13 protein-coding genes are annotated in these 16,542 nt (G+C 73.4%); 12 read left to right on the top strand and 1 reads right to left on the bottom strand.

What is annotated here, in order from left to right:
* Entirely contained in the window at positions 1-1,011 is a 1,011-nt protein-coding gene (locus ACH34S_RS14140) for an AAA family ATPase (protein ID WP_395953334.1), read from the bottom strand.
* A gap of 476 nt (positions 1,012-1,487) precedes the next feature.
* On the opposite strand from ACH34S_RS14140, the gene mraZ reads away from it, so the two are divergent.
* The 12 genes from mraZ (at position 1,488) to ACH34S_RS14080 (ending at position 16,330) form a co-directional block, all read left to right on the top strand.
* A complete protein-coding gene (mraZ, locus tag ACH34S_RS14135; RefSeq protein ID WP_131963293.1) occupies positions 1,488-1,919 on the top strand; it encodes a division/cell wall cluster transcriptional repressor MraZ in 432 nt (143 codons plus the stop codon).
* 362 nt (positions 1,920-2,281) lie between these two features.
* The gene (rsmH, locus tag ACH34S_RS14130; protein ID WP_395953020.1) at positions 2,282-3,274 is read left to right on the top strand and encodes a 16S rRNA (cytosine(1402)-N(4))-methyltransferase RsmH; all 993 of its coding nucleotides are present in this window, start codon (positions 2,282-2,284) and stop codon (positions 3,272-3,274) included.
* The gene (locus tag ACH34S_RS14125; RefSeq protein WP_395953019.1) at positions 3,271-3,882 is read left to right on the top strand and encodes a hypothetical protein; all 612 of its coding nucleotides are present in this window, start codon (positions 3,271-3,273) and stop codon (positions 3,880-3,882) included. Before rsmH ends, ACH34S_RS14125 begins: the two co-directional genes overlap by 4 nt.
* Complete coding sequence (locus tag ACH34S_RS14120) at positions 3,879-6,089, top strand: peptidoglycan D,D-transpeptidase FtsI family protein (RefSeq protein WP_395953018.1); 2,211 nt, start codon at positions 3,879-3,881, stop codon at positions 6,087-6,089. Before ACH34S_RS14125 ends, ACH34S_RS14120 begins: the two co-directional genes overlap by 4 nt.
* Positions 6,090-6,176: 87 nt before the next feature.
* Entirely contained in the window at positions 6,177-7,712 is a 1,536-nt protein-coding gene (locus tag ACH34S_RS14115) for a UDP-N-acetylmuramoyl-L-alanyl-D-glutamate--2,6-diaminopimelate ligase (RefSeq protein WP_395953017.1), read from the top strand.
* A complete protein-coding gene (gene murF / locus ACH34S_RS14110; RefSeq protein ID WP_395953016.1) occupies positions 7,709-9,091 on the top strand; it encodes a UDP-N-acetylmuramoyl-tripeptide--D-alanyl-D-alanine ligase in 1,383 nt (460 codons plus the stop codon). The genes ACH34S_RS14115 and murF overlap by 4 nt, the downstream gene beginning before the upstream one ends.
* A gap of 73 nt (positions 9,092-9,164) precedes the next feature.
* Complete coding sequence (gene mraY, locus ACH34S_RS14105; RefSeq protein ID WP_395953015.1) at positions 9,165-10,226, top strand: phospho-N-acetylmuramoyl-pentapeptide-transferase; 1,062 nt, start codon at positions 9,165-9,167, stop codon at positions 10,224-10,226.
* A gap of 50 nt (positions 10,227-10,276) precedes the next feature.
* Positions 10,277-11,701 carry a UDP-N-acetylmuramoyl-L-alanine--D-glutamate ligase gene (gene murD, locus ACH34S_RS14100; RefSeq protein ID WP_395953014.1) on the top strand — a complete coding sequence of 475 codons (1,425 nt, stop codon included), beginning with the start codon at positions 10,277-10,279 and terminating at the stop codon, positions 11,699-11,701.
* A complete protein-coding gene (ftsW, locus tag ACH34S_RS14095) occupies positions 11,698-12,951 on the top strand; it encodes a putative lipid II flippase FtsW (protein WP_395953013.1) in 1,254 nt (417 codons plus the stop codon). The genes murD and ftsW overlap by 4 nt, the downstream gene beginning before the upstream one ends.
* Before the next feature lie 39 nt (positions 12,952-12,990).
* A complete protein-coding gene (murG, locus tag ACH34S_RS14090; RefSeq protein ID WP_395953012.1) occupies positions 12,991-14,085 on the top strand; it encodes an undecaprenyldiphospho-muramoylpentapeptide beta-N-acetylglucosaminyltransferase in 1,095 nt (364 codons plus the stop codon).
* The gene (gene murC, locus ACH34S_RS14085; protein WP_395953011.1) at positions 14,082-15,500 is read left to right on the top strand and encodes a UDP-N-acetylmuramate--L-alanine ligase; all 1,419 of its coding nucleotides are present in this window, start codon (positions 14,082-14,084) and stop codon (positions 15,498-15,500) included. The genes murG and murC overlap by 4 nt, the downstream gene beginning before the upstream one ends.
* An 83-nt stretch (positions 15,501-15,583) precedes the next feature.
* Positions 15,584-16,330: a cell division protein FtsQ/DivIB gene (locus ACH34S_RS14080; protein ID WP_395953010.1), complete on the top strand. Its 747-nt coding sequence runs from the start codon at positions 15,584-15,586 to the stop codon at positions 16,328-16,330.
* Positions 16,331-16,542 lie beyond the last annotated feature (212 nt).

Raw genomic sequence — 16,542 nt, 5'->3', positions numbered from 1 at the left:
TCACTTCCCGTGCGGAGGTACCGGCAGCCGTCTCACCAGGTCGGCCACGACCTGCTCGGGGCGGCGCCGGTCCACCTGCGCCTCCGCGGTCGGCAGCAGCCGGTGCGCGAGGACGGGCACCGCGAGGTCCTGCAGGTCGTCGGGGAGGACGTAGTCGCGGTCGTCGAGCGCCGCGTACGCCCGCGCCGCCCGCACCAGGTGCAGCGTCGCCCGCGGCGACGCGCCGAGCCGCAGCTCGGGATGGCTGCGGGTCGCGGCGACCAGGTCGATCGCGTACTGCCGCACCCCGGCCGACACGTGCTGGCGGCGCACCACCTCGATGAGGTCGCGGACGTCGGCCGCGTGCGCGACGGGCGTGAGCCGGTCGAGCGGGGAGGACTGCCCGTGCGTCTCCAGCATCTCCAGCTCCGCCGCCGGGTCGGGGTAGCCCATCGAGATGCGGGCGGTGAACCGGTCGCGCTGCGCCTCCGGCAGCGGGTAGGTGCCCTCCATCTCCACCGGGTTCTGGGTGGAGATGACCATGAACGGCGGCTCCAGCGTGTAGGTGGTGCCGTCCACCGTGACCTGGCGCTCCTCCATGCACTCCAGCAGCGCGGACTGCGTCTTCGGGGACGCGCGGTTGATCTCGTCGCCGACCACGATGTTGGCGAACACCGGGCCCGGCTTGAACTCGAACTCGCGCAGCTCCTGGTTGTAGGCGCTGACCCCGGTGATGTCGCTGGGCAGCAGGTCGGGCGTGAACTGCACGCGCCGCACCGAGCAGTCGACCGAGCGCGCGAGCGCCTTGGCCAGCATCGTCTTGCCGACGCCGGGGACGTCCTCGATCAGCAGGTGCCCCTCGGCCAGCAGCACCGTCAGGGCGAGCCGCACCACCGAGGGCTTGCCCTCGATCACCGACTCCACGGCGTCCCGGATCTTGTTCGCGACCTGCGCGAGACCCTCGAGGCCGGGGCCCGCCGCCTCCGTGGCGCCGCTCCGGGCCGGGTGGGATGCCGGGGGGTCGGTCTCCATGAACGACTCGCCGTGCGTTCCTACTGCCACCAAACCCTCCTCAGCCGTCCGGCCGCGCGATGTGCCCGCCCCTCAATCGGGGCCCGGCCTTTCACGCACCGGTGCGGCGCTCTTTGCGCCCGTCCAAACGACAGTACGTCGTCGGGCGGCGCGCCGCGATGTTCATGGTGAACGCGAGCCCATTGTGCTCCACGAGATCGGCTTCCCGGCCATCACGGCGCACCACTTCTCTCCACCCGGCCCCTCGCGTCCCCCGCCGCCCCGGAACGGAACGGCCGGGACGGCATTTTCCGGCGCCGCGGCACGCGGAGCGGGCGCCGCGCGCCCCCACCCCGCGCCACCCCCTCTGAACTGGGGATTCGTCCGCAGAATCGGCCTCTGGAACGTGTTTTTATTGTTGACGGTGGGGAAGAGTGGAGTAGAGTGGGGCGCCGTGGGGAGCAGGTGCGCCCCATGCGGCGCGGGAGGTGGGGCCGGTGTTCCTCGGCACCCATTCGCCGCGCCTCGACGACAAGGGACGGCTGTTCCTGCCGGCGAAATATCGCGAGGAGCTGTCGGGGGGATTGGTGATCACGAAGGGCCAGGAACGCTGCCTGTACGTCTTCCCCATGGCGGAGTTCCAGCGGATAACCGAGGCTCTGCGTGCCGCACCGGTCACCGAGAAGGCCGTGCGCGGCTACAGCCGGGTCTTCTTCGCCAGCGCATCCGACGAGGTCCCCGACAAGCAGGGCCGCGTCACCATTCCTCCACCGCTGCGAAAGTACGCGGGCCTCACCCGCGACTGCACGGTCATCGGCGCCAACACGCGACTCGAGATCTGGGACGCGCAGGCGTGGGAGACCTACCTGGAGCAGGAGGAGGAGACGTTCTCCGACGTCTCGGAGGAGGTGTTGCCAGGGATCCTCTGAGAATCGACTCGTCGGTCCGATGACCGGCTATGGCCCACGTTCGGCCAGGTCTCCAGCCGCTCTCCGAGCCATCTGGCGCAGCTTCCCCGGCGCCAGACGGCGACCCCCCGCGCAACCACGCGGTGTTCTTCCTCTAGGGCATAGGGCAGCGGATGGGGACCTGGCCGGGCGAGGCCGCCGGGGGGGATCAGTCATCAGCCGAGCGAAGCCCGTCCGTTGAATGGCGGCGGGTGGGGGCTGGAAGACAGTTCGCCGAGCGAAGCTCGTCCGTTGAATGGCGGCGGGTGGGGGCTGGAGGACGGTCGGCCGACGAGACGCCACGCAGTCCGCGAGCGAAGTGGCAGTAGTACAGGGGGTGAAGCATGGACATGGGGGATCACGCGGCCAAGTCCGGTCACGTACCGGTCATGCTCGGTCGCGTCCTGACGCTCCTCACCCCCGCGCTCACCGGCGCGGCGGGTGCCGTTCCCGGCCGAGACCCCGTCTGCCTCGACGCCACGCTCGGCATGGGCGGCCACGCCGAGGCGCTGCTGCGGGCCGTCCCGCGGCTCCGCCTCATCGGCCTCGACCGCGACACCACCGCTCTGGAGCGCTCGGCGCGCAGGCTCGCCCCGTACGGCGACCGGGTCACGCTGGAGCACGCCGTCTACGACGAGATCCCCGGCGTCCTGCGCCGGCTCGGCGTCCCCGCGGTGGACGCGGTCCTGTTCGACCTCGGCGTCTCCTCCCCGCAGCTCGACGAGGCCGAGCGCGGCTTCGCCTACTCCTACGACGCGCCCCTCGACATGCGGATGGACCGCACCCAGCGGCTCACCGCCGCCGAGGTCGTCAACGGCTACCCGCCCGCCGAGCTCGCGCGCATCCTGCGCGAGTACGGCGAGGAACGGTTCGCCCAGCGCATCGCCGCCGCGATCGTCCGCGAGCGCGAGCGCGCCCCGCTCGAGTCCACCAGGCGGCTCGCCGACCTGGTGCGCACCGCCATCCCGGCCGCGACCCGCCGCACCGGCGGCAACCCGGCCAAGCGCACCTTCCAGGCGCTGCGGATCGAGGTGAACGGAGAACTCGACATCTGGCGCCGCGCCCTGCCCGCCGCCCTCGACGCGCTCCCGGTCGGCGGCCGGGTCGCCGTCCTCAGCTACCACTCCCTGGAGGACCGCATCACCAAGCAGGTCCTCGCCGCCCAGGCGGCCGACACCACCCCGCCGGACCTGCCCGTCCCGCTGCCCGAACACGAGCCGAGGTTCCGGCTTCTGACCCGCGGGGCGGAGCTGCCGTCCGACGAGGAGACCACGACCAACCCACGGGCCGGATCGGTGCGGATGCGCGCCGCCGAACGGGTCCGGGAGGCGACATGACCACGACCACGAGGCCGCCCGCCAAGGCGCCCAGGAAGCCGCCCGCGCAGCGCACGCCGACCAGGCGCACGCCCGCGAAGCCCGCACCCGCGAAGAGCGCGACCGCGGCGGCCAAGACCGCTCCTAAGACCGCTCCCAAGGCCGCTCCCGCGACCACGGCGACCACCGCCAAGGCGACCGTGAAGCGCACGGCGGCGGCCGCGCCGCCGCGCGCTCCGTTCGTGCTGCTCATCATCGGGCTGCTCGGCGGCGCCCTGGTGAGCCTGCTGCTGCTCAACACCGTCCTCGCGGAGGACGCGTTCACCCTGACGCGGCTGCAGCAGAGCAACAAGCAGCTCGCCCAGCAGCGGGAGGCGCTCGAAGAAGACATCGCACGCGGCGACTCCCCGGCGGTGACCGCGGAGAAGGCCGAGTCGCTCGGCATGCGCCAGGCCGAGGACATGGCCTTCATCGACCTCGAGACCGGCCGGGCGAGCGGCGGGACGATCCGTCCCGTGCCGCCCGAGGCCGCGGCGGCGGCCGGGGCCGCGGGCGTGATCGGCGTGCCCGGCACCGTGGTGCCCGGGGACGGCGTCCCGCCGGCGGCCACCGGGCAGGGCGCGCGGTGACGAAACGGCCGGGACGCGGGACCGCCGGGCCTCCGCCCGGCCGGGGCCGCGGCCCGGACGGCGCGGGACGGCCGGGGACGAAGGGCAGCGCCGCCCGGCGTCCCGCGCGCGGCGGCATGGGCCCTTCCCAGCGCAAGGAGACCCCGCGTAAGGAGACCCCGCGCAAGAAGCCGCGCAGGGAGGCGCCGCGCGACGACGCAGGCTCCGCCGGCACGCCCACGAAGAAGCCCGGCCCGAAGAAGCCGACGCAGAAGGCGCCCTCTAAGCCTGCGCAGAAGCCCGCTCAGAAGAAGGCGCCGGCCAAGGCCGCGCCGGGAAAGGGCCGCGCGGGCGGGACCGCGCAGAACGCCCACCCCGCCCGGCCGCCCCGGACCGGTCCCGGCGACGGCCCGCGCGCGCCGCGCTCGCCGCGTCCCGGCGGGGGCTCGGGACGGCGCCCGCCGCCCCGCGGCCCCCGGACCCGCGTCCCCTTCCACCGGCGCGACCCGCTCAAGCGGCTGAACGTCGGGCTGCTCGTCGTCGCGTTCGTGCTGTCGCTGTTCGCCGGACGGCTCGTCCAGCTCCAGACGATCGAGTCCGACAAGTACTCCGAGGAGGCGATGGAGCAGCGGCTGCAGGAGATCGAGCTGCCCGCGATCCGCGGCAACATCACCGACGCGCAGGGCCACCCGCTCGCCATGACGGTGGAGGCGCGGGCGATCTTCGCCGACCCGCACATCATCGCGCCGGACAAGCGGCAGACCATCGTCAACGCCCTCGCCCCGACGCTCGGCCTCGACCCCGCGACCGTCATGAAGCAGATCAGCAAGCCCAAGAGCCGGTTCGTGTACCTGGCGCACGGCGTCCGGCCCGACCAGGCCCGGCTGATCATGTCGTGGAACCTCCTCGGCATCGGGACATTGCCGGAATACCGCCGGGAGTACCCCAACGATTCGCTCGCCGCGGGCGTCATAGGGTTCGTGAACGACACGGGGAACGGCGCCGCCGGGCTGGAGAGCTCGATGAACGGCGTGCTCGCCGGCCGCAAGGGCTGGCAGCGGGTCGAGATCAGCCTCGAGGGCCAGCACATCCCCATGGGCGAGGACCAGCGGCGCCCGTCCAAGCCCGGCCGCGGCGTGCGCCTCACCCTCCAGCGCGACCTGCAGTTCAAGGCGCAGCAGGCGATCGAGAAGCAGGTCAGGGCGACGAAGGCGAAGAGCGGCAGCGTCATCGTCATGGACCCGCGCACCGGCCGGCTGCTCGCCATGGCCTCGGCGCCCGGGTTCGACCCGAACGAGTACGCGAAGACCGACGGCGACCTGTGGGGCAGCCCGCTGGTCCAGGCGGCCTACGAGCCGGGCAGCACCGGCAAGGTCGTCACCGCCGCCGCCGTCATGGAGCACGGCGGCGTCACCCCGCACACCCCCTACACCGTCCCCGACAGGATCAGGAAGTACGACGTCCAGTTCAGCGACTCGCACCCGCACCCGACCGAGCGGCTCACCTTCGCCGGCGTCCTCGCCACCTCCAGCAACGTCGGCACCATCATGGCCAGCGAGAGCATCAGCTCGCAGCGGCTCTACCAGACGCTGCGCGACTTCGGGTTCGGCCAGAAGACCGGCCTGCCGCTGCCCGGCGAGACGCCCGGCCTGCTGAAGCCGCCCGCCCAGTGGTCGGGCACCGACCGGTATCCGATCGCGTTCGGGCAGACGGTCTCGGTGAACGCGGTGCAGATGGCGAGCGTGTACGCGACGATCGCCAACGGCGGCGTGCGCGTCGAGCCCACGCTCGTCGAGGGCACCGTCGGCGAGGACGACAGGTTCACGCCCGCGCCGGAGCCGCTGCGCAAGCAGGTGATCAGCGCGCGGACGGCCCGGCAGATCAGCGACATGCTGGAGGGCGTGACGACCGAGGAGGGCACGGCCCCCAAGGCCCAGATCCCCGGATACCGCGTCGCGGGCAAGACCGGCACCGCCGAGAACGTCAACCCGCGCACCGGCACCTACGAGGGCGGCGGCTACACCGCGTCGTTCGCGGGGTTCGCCCCGGCCGACGATCCGCAGCTGGTCGTGCAGGTCGTCCTCCAGGATCCCAAGCGGGGCAGCCACTATGGTGGCGATGCGGCCGCGCCGGTCTTCAAGGACGTGATGAGCTTCGCCCTGCGGTCCGAGAAGATCCCGCCCACGGGGAGCCGGCCGCCTACCGTCCAGATTCGCGCCCGAAACTGACCGCAGCGAGTACTCTCCTCGCCTGTGAGTCCACCACGACGACCCGTGCACCAGCAGTCCCGTCCCGCTCGCACCGAAAGAAACGTCATGCGTCCCACCACCAATCCGGCCCGTCCGCTGAGCGGGCTCGCGGCGCTTCTCGGGATCGAGCACGGCGGCTGGGACGAGGTGTCGGCGACGGGCATCACGCACGATTCGCGGGCGGTGCTGCCCGGCGACATCTACGCGGCCCTGCCGGGCGCGCGCGCACACGGCGCGCAGTTCGCCGAGCAGGCGGCGGAGGCGGGCGCGGCTGCGGTCCTCACCGACCCCGACGGGTACGACCTCGCGGCGGCGACGGGCCTGCCGGTGCTGGTGGTGGCGGACGTCCGCGCGCGGCTCGGCGACGCCGCCTCCTGGGTGTACGGGGAGCCGGGACGCGACATCACCACGATCGGCGTCACCGGCACCAGCGGCAAGACCACCACCGTGTTCCTGCTGGAGGCGGGCCTGCGCGCCGCCGGGATCCAGACGGGCCTGGTCGGCGGGGTCGAGATCCGGGTCGGCGGCGACCGGGTGCCGAGCGCGCTGACCACGCCGGAGGCGACCGATCTGCACGCGCTGTTCGCGATGATGCGCGAGCGCGGCGTCGGCGCCGCCGCGATGGAGGTGTCCAGCCACGCGCTGAAGCAGGGCCGGGTCGGCGGCATGACCTACGAGGTCGCGGTGTTCACGAACCTGTCCCAGGACCACCTGGACTACCACCCGTCCATGCAGGACTACTTCTATACGAAGGCGCGGCTGTTCACGCCCGAGTACTCGCGCGTCGGCGTCGTCAACCTCGACGACCACCACGGCCGCGAGCTGCTGGAGGTCGCCACGGTGCCGGTGACGACGTTCTCGGCGTCCGGCGACCCGGCGGCCGACTGGCGGGCCGAGAACGTCCGCGTCGGCGCCGACGGCAGCGTGTTCCGCGTCGTCGGGCCCCTCGGCATCGAGGCCGACGCCGAGGTGCGGCTTGCCGGGCCGTTCAACGTCGCGAACGCGCTCGCCGCGATCGTCGCGCTGGTCGAGGCGGGCATCCCGCTGCAGGCGGCGGTGCGCGGGGTCGCGTCGCTGCCCGGCGTCCCCGGACGCCTGGAGCGGGTCGACGAGGGCCAGGAGTTCGTCACCCTCGTCGACTACTCCCACAAGCCCGGCGCGGTCGAGGCCGTGCTCACCGCGCTGCGTCCCGTCACCGAGGGCGACCTCACGGTCGTGATCGGCTGCGGCGGCGACCGTGACCGCGGCAAGCGCCCGCTGATGGGCGAGGCCGCGGCCCGGCTGGCGGACCGGGCGTTCTTCACCAACGACAACCCGAGGTCGGAAGATCCGCTGGTGATCCTCGCCGCTATGGTCGAGGGCGGGCTCAAGGTGCCGCAGGCCGAGCGGGCGCAGATCGTGGTGGAACCCGACCGCGCGGCCGCGATCGCGCTGGCCGTGAGCCGGGCCCGCCGCGGCGACGTCCTCGTCATCGCGGGCAAGGGCCACGAGCAGGGGCAGAACGTGGCGGGGACGGTGTACCCGTTCGACGACCGGGAGGTCGTCCGGGAGGCGCTCCGGCGCCATCCGACGGTGACCAGAGGGGACGGGACGCAGGCGTGATCCCACTTCCGCTGTCGACGATCGCGGAGATCACGGGAGGCACCCGCCACGGGCCTCCGGACGTCATGGTGAGCGGTCCCGTGGTGATCGACTCCCGTGCCGTGGAGCAGGGGGCGCTGTTCGCGGCGTTCAAGGGCGAGCGCGCGGACGGGCACGACTTCGCGTCCGGTGCGCTGGCCGCCGGGGCCGCCGCGGTGCTGGCGCAGCGTCCCGTGGACGGGCCGTGCGTCGTCGCCGCCGACGTCCAGGACGCGCTCGGCCGCCTCGCCAGGGGAGTGCTGGAGCGGCTCCCGGCCGCGACCGTCATCGCGGTGACCGGCTCGGCGGGCAAGACCTCCACCAAGGACCTCATCGGGCAGGTCGCGGGCCGCGCCGGCCCGACCGTGTTCCCGCCCGGCTCGTTCAACAACGAGCTCGGGCTGCCGCTCACCGTGCTGCGCGCCGACGAGTCGACGCGGCACCTCGTGCTGGAGATGGGCGCGCGTGGGATCGGCCACATTTCCTACCTGACCGGCATCGCCCGTCCCGACGTCGGCGTGGTGCTGAACGTCGGCACCGCGCACGTCGGGGAGTTCGGCAGCCGGGAGAACATCGCCCGCGCGAAGGGCGAGATCGTGGAGGCGGTGCCCCCGGGCGGGACCGCCGTCCTCAACGCCGACGACCCCCTCGTCGCCGCGATGGCGTCCCGCACGCGCGGCGAGGTCGTGACGTTCGGCCGGTCGCCCGGCGCCGACGTCCGCGCCGAGGACGAGACGCTCGACGAGCAGGGCCGGGCGACGTTCACGCTGGTCACGCCGGAGGGATCGGCGCCGGTCGCGCTCCGCCTCTTCGGCTCGCACGCCGTCCCGAACGCGCTGGCCGCGGCGGCCGCGGTGCGGGCCGCCGGGATGGCGGCCGCCGACATCGCCGCGGGCCTCTCGGAGGCCGGGCCGGTCAGCCGGTGGCGGATGGAGGTCACCGAGCGCGCCGACGGCGTGACGGTGGTGAACGACGCCTACAACGCCAACCCGGACTCGACGCGCGCCGCGCTCGACGTCCTCGCGCACATGGCCCGCGGCCGCCGCGCGCTCGCGGTGCTGGGGGAAATGGCCGAACTCGGCGACTCGTCCGCCGCGGAACATGCCAAGATCGGGGAGCATGCCGCGCGGCACGGGGTCGCCTGCCTCGTCGTCGTCGGCGCGAACGCGGCCGCGATCGCGGACGGGGCACGTCAGGTCGGGTCATGGACGGGAGAGTGCGTGCAGGTGGATGACGTCGGCGCGGCGGTGGCCGCGCTCAGCGGGCGGCTCGCGCCGCGGGACGTCGTGCTGGTGAAGGCCTCCCGCGTCGCCGGGCTGGAACGGGTCGCCGCGGCGATCCTCGCGGAGGGCGCCCGATGACCGCAGCGAAGCGAGGATCGTCGGGCGTCCGTCCCGGGGGTCTGGGGGGCGCCCCCCAGAAAGGCGGGGCCCGATGACCAACATCATCATCGCGGCCGGGGTCGCGCTGATCTTCGTCATGGTCGGCACCCCCGTCTGGATCCGGATCATGAACCGGCTCGGCTACGGCCAGATGATCCGGGACGACGGCCCGGAGGCGCACGCCAGCAAGCGCGGCACCCCCCAGATGGGCGGGACGGTCTTCATCGTCGGCTCGCTCGTCGGCTACGCCGCCGCGCACCTGTTCACCGGCACCGAGCCGACGATCTCCGGCATCCTCGTCCTCTTCCTGATGGCCGGCCTCGGCGCCGTCGGGTTCGTGGACGACTACATCAAGGTGTTCAAGCAGCGCAGCCTCGGCCTGCGCAGCGGCGCCAAGATGATCGGCATCGTGCTCGTCGGCGTCGTGTTCGCCGTCGGGTCGCTCAGCTTCCCCAACGGCTACGACATCACCCCCGCGGCCCCCCACCTGTCCTTCCTGCGCGACTTCGGCCCCTCGATCGGCCCGTACCTGTTCGTGGTGTGGGCGCTGCTGCTCATCGCGGCCATGTCCAACGGCGTCAACCTGACCGACGGCCTCGACGGCCTCGCGGCGGGCCCCGCCGGGATGGTGCTGGCCGCCTACGTCATCATCGGGAACTGGCAGCTCCGCAACAGCTGCACCGACTTCGCCCTCGCTCCGAACTGCTACAGCGTCCGCGACCCCCTCGACCTCGCGGTCGTCGCCGCGGCCGTGCTCGGCGGCGTGTTCGGCTTCCTGTGGTGGAACGCGCCGCCCGCGAAGATCTTCATGGGCGACACCGGCTCGCTGGCCCTCGGCGGCGTCCTGGTCGGCCTCGCGATCCTCACCCGCACCCAGTTCCTGCTCGCCATCCTCTGCGGGCTGATCGTGATGATCACGCTCTCGGTGATCATCCAGGTGGGCGGGTTCAAGATGACGAAGAAGCGCGTGTTCAAGATGGCGCCGCTGCAGCACCACTTCGAGCTGTCCGGCTGGGCGGAGACGACGATCGTCGTGCGCTTCTGGCTGATGTCCGCGCTGTTCGTGGCGATCGGCATTGGCCTGTTCTACTTGGAATGGATGCCGAAGGAATGAGCGGAGCGAACCGGGGGGTGCGGGGGGTCGTCCCCCCGCAGGAAGCACGAATGAGTGAAGTGCCCTGGGGCGGGCGGAGCGTGTGCGTCGCCGGGCTGGGTGTGTCGGGGCGCGCCGCCGCTCGCGTGCTCGCGTCCCATGGCGCCCGCGTCACCGTCGTGGACGCCCGCGACGGCGACGAGCAGCGCGGGCACGCCGCCGAGCTGGAAGCGCGCGGGGTCGCGGTGCGGCTCGGCGACGGGGAGACCCTCCCCGCCGGGACCGACCTCGTGGTGACCTCGCCGGGCTGGAGCCCGGACGTGCCGCTGCTCGCCGCGGCCGCCGCGGCCGGGATCGAGATCATCGGCGAGGTCGAGCTGGCGTGGCGGCTGCGCCCGGAGAACGCCGCGCCGTGGCTGGCCATCACCGGGACCGACGGCAAGACCACCGTCGTACGGATGCTGGCCTGCATGCTCACCGCCGCCGGGTACAAGGCCCTCGCGGTGGGCAACGTGGGCACGCCGATCGTCGAGGCCGTGTCCGAGCCCTACGACGTCCTCGCCGTGGAGCTGTCGAGCTACCAGCTGCACTGGTCGACCTCGCTCGCGCCGCACGCGTCGGCGATCCTGAACGTCGCGCCCGACCATCTCGACTGGCACGGCTCCATGGACGCCTACATCGCCGCCAAGGCCAAGATCTTCACGCCGGGATGCGTCGCCGTCCACAACGCCGACGACGCGACGTCCACGGCCCTCGCCGAACGCGCCGAGGGCGTGGCGCGCCGGGTCGGCTTCACGCTCCAGGTGCCGCGTCCCGGCGAGCTCGGCGTCGTCGAGGAACTGCTGGTCGACCGCGCGTTCACCGAGCACGCGGGCGAGGCGGCGGAGCTGGCCGCGCTCGGCGACGTCCGTCCGTTCGCGCCGCACAACGTCGCGAACGCGCTGGCCGCCGCGGGCCTCGCCCGCGCGTTCGGGGCGCCGCCCGAGGCCGTCCGGGACGGGCTGCGCGCGTTCGTGCCCGAACCGCACCGCATCCAGCACGTCGCGGACGTCGCCGGCGTCACCTACGTCAACGACTCCAAGGCGACCCAGCCGCACGCCGCCGCCGCGTCCCTCAACGCGTTCGAGCCCGTCGTGTGGATCGCGGGCGGCCTCCTCAAGGGCCTCGACGTCGACGACCTGGTCCGCACCTGCGCCGGGCGGCTGCGCGGCGCCGTGCTCATCGGCCGCGACCGGCACCGCCTCGCCGAGGCGCTCGCGCGACACGCCCCGGATGTCCCTGTCGTGGACGTCTCCGACACCGACACTGGGGCGATGGACCGCGTCGTCAACGAAGCCGCCTCCCTCGCCCGCCCCGGCGACACCGTGCTGCTCGCCCCCGTCGGGGCGTCCTTCGACATGTTCGCCAACTACCCGGCCCGCGGTGACGCGTTCATCGCCGCCGTCGAGCGCCTCGCCGCAGGCGCCCCCGGGGACGCCGCCGCCGGGGAGTCGTGACCGCCGCGGCCGAGGAGGAGCGCGGGCGGCGCTCGGGGCCGCGGGAGCAGGTGGTCGCCGCCGTCGGGCTGCTCGACCGTCCCCTCACGTCCTACTACCTGGTGCTGGGCTGCTCGGTGATGCTGCTCGCGCTCGGGCTGACGATGGTGCTGTCGGCCTCCAGCGTCAAGCAGCTCCAGGCGACCGGGTCCGCCTACACGCTCTTCCAGAAGCAGGCCATGTGGATGGCGATCGGGCTGCCCGGCATGTGGCTGGCGTCGCGCCTGCCGGTGAAGACGTTCCGGGCACTGGCCTACCCGCTGCTGCTGCTGTCGATCGTCGCGCTGGCGATGGTGCTGGTCCCCGGGCTCGGCCGCAGCGCGGGCGGCGCCACCCGCTGGGTCGACCTCGGGCCGGTGCAGATCCAGCCGTCCGAGCTCGCCAAGCTCGCGCTCGTGCTGTGGGGCGCCGACCTGCTGGCCCGCAAGGACCGGCTCGGCCAGCTCACCGAATGGCGGCCGCTGCTCGTCCCGCTGATGCCGGGCGCGGGCCTGCTCGTCCTGCTGGTCATGCTGGGCAGCGACCTCGGCACCACACTCGTGCTCCTCACCATCTTCCTGGGGCTGCTGTGGGTCGTCGGCGCCCCCGGACGGCTGTTCGTCGGCATCGCCGGGCTCGTGTGCCTGCTGGTGTCGATCCTCATCGTCGTCGAGCCGTACCGGATGGGACGGGTCACCGGGTTCCTCGACCCGTCCGGCAACAGGCTCACCACCAACTACCAGGGCACCCAGGGCCTGTTCGCGCTCGGGTCCGGCGGCCTGTTCGGCACCGGTCTCGGCGAGGGACGCGCCAAATGGGACTACCTGCCGCACGCCGAGACCGACTTCATCTTCGCGATCGTGGGGGAGGAGTTCGGGCTCGTCGGCACCCTCGTCGTCCTCGGGCTGTTCGGCCTGCTCGCCTACGCGGGCCTGCGGATCGCGCGGCGCGTGCACGACCCGTTCACCCGGCTCGCCGCCGCCTCCACCACGGCGTGGCTCGTCGTGCAGGCCATCGTGAACATCGGCGCCGTGATCGGCGTCCTGCCCATCACCGGAATCCCGCTGCCGCTGGTCTCCTACGGCGGCTCGGCGCTCATCCCGAGCCTGTTCGCGCTCGGGATGCTGCTCGCGTTCGCGAAACGCGAGCCCGGTGCGCGGCAAGCACTCTCCGCACGGGGCCCCGGACCGGTCGTGAGGGCTCTAAGCTGGCTGGGTCTGGCACGGCGTTGAATTCCCCCTTCCGAACACGCTGAGGAGATGTCAACGAGCATGAGGGTTGTCCTGGCCGGCGGCGGCACCGCCGGACACATCGAGCCCGCCCTGGCTCTCGCGGACGCGCTGCGCCGGGGTGACCCGAACGTAGGGATCGTCTGCCTCGGCACGGAACGGGGCCTGGAGACCCGGCTCGTCCCGCAGCGGGGCTACGAGCTTGCGCTGATCCCCCCGGTGCCGCTGCCGCGCACGCTGACCCCGCGGCTGCTGACGGTGCCCGGCCGGCTGCGCGGCGCGATCAACGCGGCGGCGTCCGTCCTCGACCAGGCGCAGGCCGACATCCTGGTCGGGTTCGGCGGCTACGTCGCGACCCCCGGCTACCTGGCCGCGCGCAAGCGCAAGGTCCCGATCATCGTCCACGAGGCCAACCCCAAGCCCGGGCTCGCCAACAAGCTCGGCGCCCGCTTCACCGAGCACGTCGCGGTCTCGCACGCCGACTCGCCGCTGCCGAACCCGACGTTCGTCGGCATCCCGCTGCGCCGCGAGATCGCCACGCTCGACCGGCTCGCGACCGGCGACAAGGCCCGCTCCTACTTCGGCCTCCTGCCCGACCTGCCGACCCTGCTGATCTTCGGCGGGTCGCAGGGCGCCCGGTCCCTGAACCAGGCCGCCGTCGCCGCCGCGCCGTACTTCCGGCAGGCGGGCATCCAGGTGCTGCACATCGTCGGGCCGAAGAACACCGAGGAGCCCGAGCCCGCGTCGGGCGGGCCGCAGTACGTGACGATCCCGTACTGTGACCGGATGGACCTCGCCTACGCCGCCGCCGACATGGCCATGTGCCGCGCGGGCGCGATGACCTGCGCGGAGCTCGCCGCGGTCGCGCTGCCCGCGGTGTACGTGCCGCTCCCGATCGGGAACGGCGAGCAGCGGCTGAACGCCGAGCCGATCGTCGCGGCGGGCGGCGGGCTGCTCGTCGACAACGCCGAGCTGTCGCCCGACTGGATCGCGCGGCACCTGCTGCCGGTGCTGGCCGACCCGGCCCGCGTCGCGCACATGTCGGAGGCCGCCGGGACGATGGGCCGCCGCGACGCCGACGTCGCGCTCGCGAAGATGGTGTACGACGTCGTCCACTCGGCGGGCGCCGGCCGATGAGCCCGAGCGATCCGCCCGGAGCCGTGCCCGGAGTCGTGCCCGCCGGCGACCTCGGCCGGGTCCACTTCATCGCGATCGGCGGCGCCGGGATGTCCGGCGTCGCCCGCATCATGCTGCGCCGCGGCCTCGCCGTGTCCGGCAGCGACGCGCGCGACTCCGAGCTGCTCACCCAGCTCGGCGACCTCGGCGCGAAGGTATTCGTCGGGCACGACGCCGCGCACGTCGGCGACGCCGACACGGTCGTGGTGTCCACCGCCATCCGCGAGACGAACCCGGAGCTGGTCGCCGCGCGCGAGCGGGGCCTGCGCGTCCTGCACCGCTCGGAGGCGCTGGCCGCGCTGATGGCCGGGCGGCGCGCCATCGCGGTGGCGGGCACCCACGGCAAGACGACGACGACCTCGATGCTCACCGTCGCGCTGCAGCACGCGGGCGCCGACCCGTCCTACTGCATCGGCGGGCAGCTCGTCACCACCGGCCTCGGCGCCGACGAGGGCACCGGCGACGTGTTCGTCGCGGAGGCCGACGAGAGCGACGGCTCCTTCCTGCGCTACACCCCGCACATCGCCGTCGTGACCAACGTGGAGCCCGACCACCTCGACAACTACGGCGCGTTCGAGAAGGTCAAGGAGAACTTCGCCGAGTTCACCGGACGCGTCGTGCCGGACGGCGCCCTCGTCGCCGGGGCCGACGACCCCGTCGCCCGCGAGCTGGCCGAAGCCGCCCGCGAGCGCGGCCTGACCGTGCTCACCTACGGCGAGTCCGGCGACGCCGACCTGCGCATCACCGGCTTCACCCCCCGCGGCCTCGGCTCCAGCTTCGCGATCGAGGGCCTGGGCGAGGTGCGCCTCGAGGTGCCCGGACGGCACTACGCGCACAACGCCACCGCCGCCGTCGCGGTCGCGCGGCTCCTCGGCCACGGCTTCGACGTCGTGCGGGACGGGCTCGCGTCGTTCACCGGGTCGATGCGGCGGCTGGAGCGCAAGGGCGAAACGGGCGGTGTCGAGGTGTTCGACAGCTACGCCCACCACCCGACCGAGCTGTCCGCCGACCTGGAGGCCACCCGCGACTACCTCGGCCAGAAGGGCGAGGGCGGCCGGATCGTCGCGGTGTTCCAGCCCCACCTGTACAGCCGCACCCGGTTCTTCGCCGCCGAGTTCGGCGCGGCGCTCGGCCGCGCCGACATCGCCGTCGTCCTCGACGTCTACGGCGCCAGGGAAGACCCGGAGCCCGGTGTCACGGGCGCGCTGATCGCCGACGCCGTCCCGGCCGCGACCCGCTCGGTGTACGTGCCCGTCCGGGACGAGGTGCCCGGCGTCGCGGCGTCCCTCGCCCGGCCAGGCGACGTCGTCCTCACCCTCGGCGCCGGAGACGTGACGCAGCTCGGCCCCCTCATCCTGGAACGCCTCGCGCGTTAGCGGGCGGACGGAACCGGCCCGGGTGACACGCCGCAGCCCGCGGGTTCGGCGGCGCTCGGCCCGATCGCTGCCAAGCTGGGCCCATGACCGAGACGGGGACGAGCCGGCCCGCGGCGGCGGACGCGGACCCGGCGGCGGAGCAGCGCGCCCGGCCGAACCGCTGGAAGGTCGTCTTCGTCGCCCTGCTGCTGCTCGGCGCGCTCGGCGCCGTGACCTGGGTACTTCTCGGCTCGCGGCTGCTGGTCGTGCGGCACGTCGAGGTGACGGGCACCGCGCTGGCGACCAACGAGCGGGTCGTCGCCGCGGCCGGGGTCGACCTCGGCACGCCGATGGCGCGGCTCGGGACCGGCGCGATCGGCGACCGGGTGGAGCGGCTCAGGGAGGTCGAGTCCGCAGAGGTGCGGCGGCACTGGCCGGGGACGGTCCGTATCGTCGTCCGTGAACGGGCGCCGATGGCGGTGTTCGAGCGCGGCGGGCGCTTCCACCGGATCGACCGGCACGGCGTCGTCGTCGCGGACGGCGACACCCGGCCGTCCGGGCTGCCGACGCTGACGGTCGCCTCGCCCGGGCCGTCCGACAAGGCGACCCTCGCGGCGCTCACCGTCCTGTCCGACCTGCCCGATCGCATGCGCGGGAGGCTGACCGAGATCGAGGCCACCGCGCCCGACGCGGTCACGCTCCACATGAACGGCGGGCAGATGGTGGAATGGGGCGCCGCAGAACGGGCAGCAGAGAAGATCCGGCTCCTGGACGCGCTGTGGCGCACGGCGGCGGGACGCTCCGTCCGCACCGTCGACGTCGGCTCGCCCGAGATCCTCAAGACGAAGTGACCCGGACCGATGGAGTGACCCGGGATCAGGGGCGATGTGCGCGGTCGTTCGGGTCCGGTGCGTGTGTCGCGGCGATTCCCGCCGTCCGATGGGGCACGCTGGAACGGTCGTCCCGGATCGGCCGGGTCGGCGGGCACCGACCGATGGGACTCACGATGTGCTTGACCAGAGGCAGATGTCCTTCGACAACCTGGACAAACGCGTGCCCAGTG

It is taken from the genome of Actinomadura sp. 3N508 (assembly GCF_044326375.1).
Classification (GTDB): domain Bacteria; phylum Actinomycetota; class Actinomycetes; order Streptosporangiales; family Streptosporangiaceae; genus Spirillospora.
The sequence above is the reverse complement of the archived record's forward strand: the minus strand, read 5'-3'. Positions and strand labels throughout refer to the sequence as shown.